The sequence below is a fragment of the Bradyrhizobium sp. genome, from assembly GCF_049798375.1.
GTDB lineage: Bacteria > Pseudomonadota > Alphaproteobacteria > Rhizobiales > Xanthobacteraceae > Bradyrhizobium.
On record NZ_JBARGP010000605.1, the window covers coordinates 1 to 7,227 of the forward strand.

Below are 7,227 nucleotides of genomic sequence, written 5' to 3' on the forward strand. Positions count from 1 at the left end.
CTCGGCCGAGTACAAACCTGCATAGCCGGCAGTGTTGGTGCCGTCGCCGTTGCGCAACGGCGCGAGCGCCTCGAAGCGCGGCGGATCGATCGGGTCGGTGGTGATGTCGTAGATTTTCGGCAGCTTGCGGTATTGCAGGGTGAGATAGGCGGGATAGGCCAGTACTATCGCGTTAATCACGATGGCGAGCAGGATCCGGCTCATGCCGCGGCTGCCGTTGCGCCAGATCGCCACGAAGGCGGCGAACCCGACCAGGATCGACAGCACCGCGCAGCCGAGCGCGCCGAAGAAGGTCATCAGCGCCGGCTTCATCTCGAGGAAGTCGAAGCGCAGGACGATGATCGAGACCAGGACCGCGATCACCGAGAACACGGCGAGATTGCGGGCCCAGCTTGCAAGGCTGGAGACGGGCTCCGACAGATAGGGAGCGTGAAACCTGCGGGCCATCGGAAGCGGAACTACCAGGTTGGGCCGGACCCGGAGGAGGGCGGCCGGTTCTCTCCGTGTGAGACCATGGCGATGCGGTAAATTCAAGGGGCATCGAGGGGGGTGCGGAAGGTGTGCCCGTACCTGACGCCTGCTGCGCAGGTTGCTACCCGCAAAGCCCTGATGGCGCGAGGGCAGGCCGCGACGGCCCCCAAAGCAAAGGCCTCCCATCACTTGTGCGATGGGAGGCCCTCGTCAGGTCGCCGTCATGGCTCAGGCCTCACCGAAGCCCCAGCGCGTTCCAGCTCAATGGCCTTTCGCCAGCGGGCATTCCGAATCGGAGAGCTTGCCGAAGGCTTCCTCGCCCGACATGGTCTGCACCAGCTTGTAGTAGTCCCACGGATATTTGGACTCCTCGGGCTTCTTCACCTGCATGATGTACATGTCGTGCTCCATCAGGCCGTCCGCGCGGATCTTGCCGTTGTCGGTGAACATGTCGTCGATTTTCATCTTGTGAAGCTGGTCCATCACCTTGTCCGAATCGGTGGTGCCGGCCGCCTTCACAGCGTTGAGATAGGTCAGCGTGGCCGAGTAATAGGCGGCCTGGTTCATGGTGGGCTCGCGCTTGGTCTTCTCGAAATAGCGCTTGGAGAAGGCGCGGGTCTTGTCGTTGAGGTCCCAATACCAGCCGGTGGTGAGATAGAGGCCCTGCGCGGTCTTCAGTCCGAGGCTGTGGATGTCCGAGATGAAGGCGAGCAGCGCCGCCGGCTTCATGGTGTTGGCGATGCCGAACTCGTCGGCGGCCTTGATCGAGTTGGAAAAGTCATTGCCGGCGTTGGCGAGTCCGAGCACCTGCGCGCCGGAGTTCTGCGCCTGCAGCAGATAGCTGGAGAAGTCCGATGTCGACAGCGGCACGCGCACTGCGCCGACGACCTTGCCGCCATTGGCTTCGACGACCTTGGACGCGGCTTCCTGGAGCTGGGTGCCGAAGGCATAGTCGGCGGTGAGGAAGAACCAAGTCTTGCCACCCTGTTTGACCATCGTCTTGGCAGTGCCGTTGCCGAGCGAGGTGGTGTCGTAGGCATAGTGCATGGTGTAGGGCGTGCAGTCCTTGCCGGTCAGCGAGGCGCCGGCAGCGCCGATCGCAATGAACGGGACCTTCTTTTCCTTGGAGACATTATTCATGGCGAGGCTGACGCCGGTGTTGGAGCCGCCAAGGATCATGGTGACGCCGTCACGGTCGGCCCATTCGCGGAATTTCTGCGCGCCGATGTCGGGCTTGTTCTGGTGGTCGGTCTCCATGAACTCGATCTTGTTGCCAAGCACGCTGCCGCCGAAATCCTCGATCGCCATCTTTGCGGCCACGACGCCGCCTGAGCCGATCACGTCGGCATACAGGCCGGACATGTCGTCGATGTCGCCGATCACCACCTTGTTGCCGGCGGCATGCGCGGCGGTGGCCACGAGCGAGGCGCCCAGGAGCCAGGGCAGGATGCGAGTAAATTGAGTCATCTTGGACGTTTCCTTATATTTTCAAATGCGGCGGGACCTTAGGAAGCCGGCCCGGCCGTTCCAATACGCCTTTGGTCGCGGAATCCAGACACATACCGCATCAGTTAACGGACGGCCGCACGACGCTACGCGTCATGCGGCAGCGTTCGGGAAGCGGTAGCTGGAGAACTGCTCGCGCAGGGCGGTCTTGAGGATCTTGCCGGTCGCCGTGTGCGGAATACCGTCGACGAAGGCAACGTCGTCGGGCATCCACCATTTGGCGATCTTGCCTTCCATGTACTTCAGGATGTCTTCGCGCGTCGCCTCCTGGCCCTGCTTGAGTTGCACGATCAGGAGCGGCCGCTCGTCCCATTTGGGATGATGCACGCCGATCACCGCGGCCTCCGCGACCGCGGGGTGGCCGACCGCAAGGTTCTCGAGATCGATCGAGGAGATCCATTCACCGCCGGACTTGATCACGTCCTTGGAGCGGTCGGTGATGCGCATGTAGCCGTGCCGATCGAGGGTGGCGACGTCGCCGGTATCGAAAAAGCCTTCCTCATCGAGGATATTGGTGTCGACCCGGTAGTAGGCCTTCGAGACTGCGGGACCGGACACTTTGAGCCGGCCGAAGGTCTTGCCGTCCCAGGGCTGCTTCTTGCCGGCATCGTCGGTGATCTTCATCTCGACACCAAACGGCGGATAGCCCTGCGTCTGCAGCACGTCGAGCCTGGCATCGCCCGCGGTTTCGACGAAGGGCGGCTTCAAGGTCGCGAGCGTGCCGAGCGGGCTCATCTCGGTCATGCCCCAGGCGTGGCGCACGCCGATGCCCATGTCGAGGAACGCTTGGATCATCGAGCGTGGCATCGCCGAGCCGCCGCACACCACCATCTTCAGGTCCGGCAGCGTCAGCTTGTTGGCGGCCATATGCTGCAGCAGCATCAGCCACACCGTCGGCACGCCAGCAGTAGCGGTCACCTTCTCGGTGCTCAGCAGCTCATAGACCGAGGCGCCGTCGAGCTTCGGCCCCGGCATCACCAGCTTGGTGCCCATCGAGGGCGCGGAGAACGCGATGCCCCAGCTGTTGGCATGGAACAGGGGAACCACCGGCAGCATTGTATCTGCGGCGGATGTGCCGAGCGCATCCTTGGAATTGGCCATCAGGGCATGCAGCACGTTGGAGCGATGCGAATACAACACACCCTTGGGATCGCCCGTCGTACCGGAGGTGTAGCACATCGCGGCTGCGGTGTTCTCGTCGAAGGTTCCCCAGGCGAAGTCGCCGTCGCCTTGCGCGATCCAGTCTTCGTAAGCGACCGCGTTCTTCAGCGTGGTCTGCGGCATGTGCGCGGCATCGGTGAGCACGATGAAGCGTTCGACGCTCGGCAGCTTGTCGGCGATCTTCTCCAGGATCGGCACGAAGGTCAGATCGACCATCAAGATGCGGTCCTGCGCATGGTTGACGATCCAGGCGATCTGCTCCGGAAACAGGCGCGGATTGATGGTGTGGCAGATCGCACCGATCCCCATGATGCCGTACCAGACCTCGAGATGGCGCGCGGTGTTCCAGGCAATGGTGGCGACGCGGTCGCCAAGCCTGATGCCATCGCGCGTCAGCACTTGTGACACCTGCAGGGCGCGGTCGTGGATTTGCCGATAAGTGGTGCGAACAATCGGACCTTCGACCGACCGCGTCACGACTTCCTGCGCGCCGTGGATCGCTGCCGCGTGCGTGATGATCCGGTGACAAAGCAGGGGCCAGTCTTGCATCAAACCCAGCATCAGGGCGTTCCTCCAATCGGTAATCGCTTGTTGCGGCGAGACATTTTGCGGCGTTTCGCTATCTTTAGCGCGCGCCGCGCGCCACGCAAATGGGCTTGTGGCGGCCTTGATGCCGCGGGGCGGGCCATGGTTACCGCCGCGGCGATTCTCGCATTGAGCGGGATCATGGCGCCGGAGCCGCTGGCCGCCCGGCCCCGGCACCATGGCCATGTCGCGCCTCAGGTCGAAACAGCCACGCCGCGGTCCGCCGTCGCGGTGTCAGCTGTGCCGCTGCCGCAGCCACGGCCGGCCGAGGCGCCGCCGCGCAGCTCGACCGAGGTCGCCAAGGGCAAGGATGCGCCGACCACGGACGATGGCAAGGAGAACGCCAAGGACGGAAGCAAGCAGGAGGCGGCCGGACCACCGCCGCCCTCCGCCTGCCGACTGGCGCTCACGGACGAGATCGCGATCGCGCCGTCAGTTCCTGCGATCCATGGCCCTGGCGCCTGCGGCGGCGACGACCTGGTACGGCTGGAAGCGGTGGTGCTGCCGGACAAGACGCGCGTGGCGCTGACGCCGGCGGGAATCATGCGCTGCACGATGGCGACCGCGGTCGTGAACTGGATCCGCAACGATGTTGCCCCGGAAGTGGCCAAGCTTGGCAGTCAGATCAGGACGCTCGACAATTTCGATTCCTACGAATGCCGCGGCCGCAACGGCATCGCCGGCGCCCATCTCTCGGAGCATGGCCATGCCAATGCCATCGACGTTCATGGTTTCAGGCTCGCCGATGGCCGCATGGTCGAACTCACCGACCGCACCCAGCCCCGCGAGTTCCGCGAGGCCGTGCTGCATTCGGCCTGCACGCGCTTTCCAACCGTGCTCGGCCCGAATTCCGACGGGTATCACGAGGACCACATTCATCTCGATCTGATCGAGCGGCGCAGCAATTACCGGATCTGCCAGTGGGATGTGCTCGATCCCCTGCCGAAGGTGGCGCCGCTGCTGCCGGAGAAACGTCCCGAGGACGCGCCGCCACGTGAGGTCGCGCAGACGGCGGGTCCGGCGGACAAGGTGAAGGGGCAGGCGGGCGCCAAGGCCGGCGACGACAAGTCGGACAAACCTGCCAAGCAGGAAGCGGGATCTTCGACCGGTAACGCGACAACCGGTGAGCTATCTGCTCCGCCGAAGCCGGCATCATCCGCGGCTCCGGCGGTCAAGACGCCTGCCGAGACCACTGGCAGAGATAAGCCGGAGAACAGGCCTGCGACGGCGCCTAAGGCGGTCGATGCTCAACCCGCGCCCGACAAGCCATCGGCTGCGAAACCAGCCGAGCAAGCATCCACAGCCAAGACCGAGAAGCGGGCCTCGGAAAAATCACCCTCGGAAGCAGCCGCGTCCGAGAAGTCAGGTTCGGACAAGGCGGCATCCGGGAAGCTTTCGCGCCGAAAGGCCGCGGAGGACAAGCCAAGGCGACGCCGCCATCGCGCACGCGCGTGGAATCCGTTCGCGTCGTTTTTCTGAGACGCGATGCGTTCGAAGCGGCCGAACAAAAAAGCGCCGGGGTGACCGGCGCTTTGAGCGAGGATGAGTTTCTCTAAATGTTCGCTTATTGCATCGCCAAATTGCCGCCGCCCTGCAGGGCCATTTGCGGCGTGTACGGCGAATCGCCCTTGTGCGGCTCGAGCACCACGACGGGAGCGCCGACCTTCACACGGTTGTAGAGGTCGATGGCGTCCTCGTTAGTCATGCGGATGCAGCCCGAGGAGATCGAAGCGCCAATGTATTCCGGCTGGTTGGTGCCGTGAATGCGGAACAGCGTGTCCTTGCCGTTGGAATAGAGATACATCGCCCGCGAGCCCATCGGATTATCGGGGCCCGGCGGCACGTAGGTCGGCACGCCCAGGCGCTCGATCTCGCCCTTGGTCGGATGCCAAGCCGGCCATTCGGTCATGGCACCGACCTTGGCGACACCCGACCAAGCCATGGCTTCTTCGCCGACGGTAATACCGTAGCGAATCGCCTTGCCGTTATCGAGCACGTAATAGAGGTAGTGATTGTCGGAATCGACCAGGATAGAGCCAGGCGCTTCCTTGCGGTGGTAATCGACGATGGCGCGGCGGAAGGGCTCGGCGACCGGCACGTTGGTGTACCTGATCTTGGCGAGCAGCTCCTTGTCATGAGGCTTGAAGGCTTGTGCGTTGGTCGCCTCATAGTGCGCACCCTGCATGCAGCCCGACAGCATCAGGCCAGCGGCCAGGAGTCCCAATTTCACCTTTAGCGACGACATGGCACCCGATTCCAGTTGAAAGCTATGCGTTGCAGGGGCGTATCAGCACAGCCCCGGCGTGACGATTCCGTTGGGTGTCATTATCCTCGAAACCGGCCACAATTCCAGCGCTAGCACAGCAGTGACGTGCTGCGGCGCGGCGGTTGTGGCTTTTTTGTCGCAAGATTTCCGCGAGAACTTTGCGAGGTGTGACTTTCTTGCCGCCCAATGAATCGCCAGGAGCCCGTCGAAAGGGCGGGAACGTCAAAAGCTAATGGACCGGACTCGGAACCTGCGTCACAAGGCGCATGCGGACGACGAGCTAGGCTGTTCTAAGTCCGCTGAAATCCCGCAAGAGCCTCGTTCCGTCCGGAGTCCCGCATGCTGTCGGTGTTCGTTCCTACAGACTCCCAGCTCAAGAAGACGGCGCCGCCCGATCTTGCTGCGTTGCCAGACGCGGCGGTTTGGATCGACCTGTTCAATCCGACCGGACCCGAGGACCGGGCCGTCGAGCGGCTCGCAGGCATCGCGGTTCCGACCCGGGAGGACATGCAGGAGATCGAAATCTCCAGCCGGCTCTACATCGAGAACGGCGGCCGCTACATGACAGCCACGCTGATGTGCCAGTCCGATACCGATATGCCGCGGACCACGGCGGTGACCTTCATCCTGGCCGGGCACCGGCTGGTCACGGTGCGCTACGACCAGCCAAGGCCATTCGCCGCCGTCGAGACCAAGCTGGGGCGCAGTTGCGCTGCCGGCCTGACCGGCGAGATGGTGCTGATGGAACTGCTCGATGCCGTGATCGACCGTTGCGCCGACATCCTGGAGCGGGTGGGGGCCGACGTCGACCAGGTCAGCCACGAGATCTTCGAACCCGAGAGCGAGCGCCACGGTCATGCCAAGCAATATGCCCAGATCCTGATCTCGATCGGCCGCAAGGGCGATCTGACCTCGAAGGTGCGCGAAAGCCTGGTCTCGATCGGCCGGCTCGTGGCTTTCCTCCAGGCGGTGGTCGAAGGCGTCAAATGGTCCAAGGACATGCGCGAGCAGCTCAAGACCATGCAGCGCGACGTCGCCTCGCTGACCGATCACGCCTCCTATCTCGCCGGCAAGATCACCTTTGTGCTGGACGCGATGCTGGGCGTCGTCAACCTCGAGCAGAACAACATCATCAAGCTGTTCTCGGTGATGGCCGTGGTCCTGATGCCGCCGACTTTGATCGCCTCGATCTACGGCATGAACTTCAAGGTGATGCCGGAGCTCGAATGGACCCACGG

General features: G+C 63.5%; 5 protein-coding genes and 1 pseudogene. 2 read left to right on the forward strand and 4 right to left on the reverse strand.

What is annotated here, in order from left to right:
* The 3 genes and pseudogenes from WA702_RS24280 to WA702_RS24290 all read right to left on the reverse strand — a co-directional run.
* Nucleotides 1-447 (reverse strand): annotated as a pseudogene (locus WA702_RS24280) (DUF1499 domain-containing protein); the annotation flags it as partial.
* Nucleotides 448-732: 285 nt separating this feature from the next.
* Complete coding sequence (locus WA702_RS24285; RefSeq protein ID WP_425113094.1) at nt 733-1,938, reverse strand: ABC transporter substrate-binding protein; 1,206 nt, start codon at nt 1,936-1,938, stop codon at nt 733-735.
* 132 nt (nt 1,939-2,070) lie between these two features.
* Nucleotides 2,071-3,699: a fatty-acid--CoA ligase gene (locus WA702_RS24290; RefSeq protein ID WP_425113095.1), complete on the reverse strand. Its 1,629-nt coding sequence runs from the start codon at nt 3,697-3,699 to the stop codon at nt 2,071-2,073.
* 126 nt (nt 3,700-3,825) lie between these two features.
* Between WA702_RS24290 and WA702_RS24295 the strand changes: the two genes are divergently transcribed.
* Nucleotides 3,826-5,202, forward strand: coding sequence for an extensin family protein (locus WA702_RS24295; protein WP_425113096.1), 1,377 nt, complete (start codon nt 3,826-3,828; stop codon nt 5,200-5,202).
* An 85-nt stretch (nt 5,203-5,287) separates the two neighbouring features.
* Here WA702_RS24295 and WA702_RS24300 read toward each other — a convergent pair whose 3' ends face one another.
* Nucleotides 5,288-5,968 (reverse strand): L,D-transpeptidase, encoded by a 681-nt coding sequence (locus WA702_RS24300; RefSeq protein ID WP_425113097.1) that lies wholly within the window; start codon nt 5,966-5,968, stop codon nt 5,288-5,290.
* Between the two features lie 360 nt (nt 5,969-6,328).
* Here WA702_RS24300 and WA702_RS24305 point away from each other — a divergent pair.
* The coding region (locus tag WA702_RS24305; RefSeq protein WP_425113098.1) for a magnesium transporter CorA family protein at nt 6,329-7,227 on the forward strand (899 nt) is incomplete at its 3' end.

Coding starts and splice junctions, on each gene's coding strand:
- WA702_RS24285 (WP_425113094.1), bottom strand. CDS start 1,938: ATGACTCAATTTACTCGCATCCTGCCCTGGCTCCTGGGCGCCTCGCTC.
- WA702_RS24290 (WP_425113095.1), bottom strand. CDS start 3,699: ATGCTGGGTTTGATGCAAGACTGGCCCCTGCTTTGTCACCGGATCATC.
- WA702_RS24295 (WP_425113096.1), top strand. CDS start 3,826: ATGGTTACCGCCGCGGCGATTCTCGCATTGAGCGGGATCATGGCGCCG.
- WA702_RS24300 (WP_425113097.1), bottom strand. CDS start 5,968: ATGTCGTCGCTAAAGGTGAAATTGGGACTCCTGGCCGCTGGCCTGATG.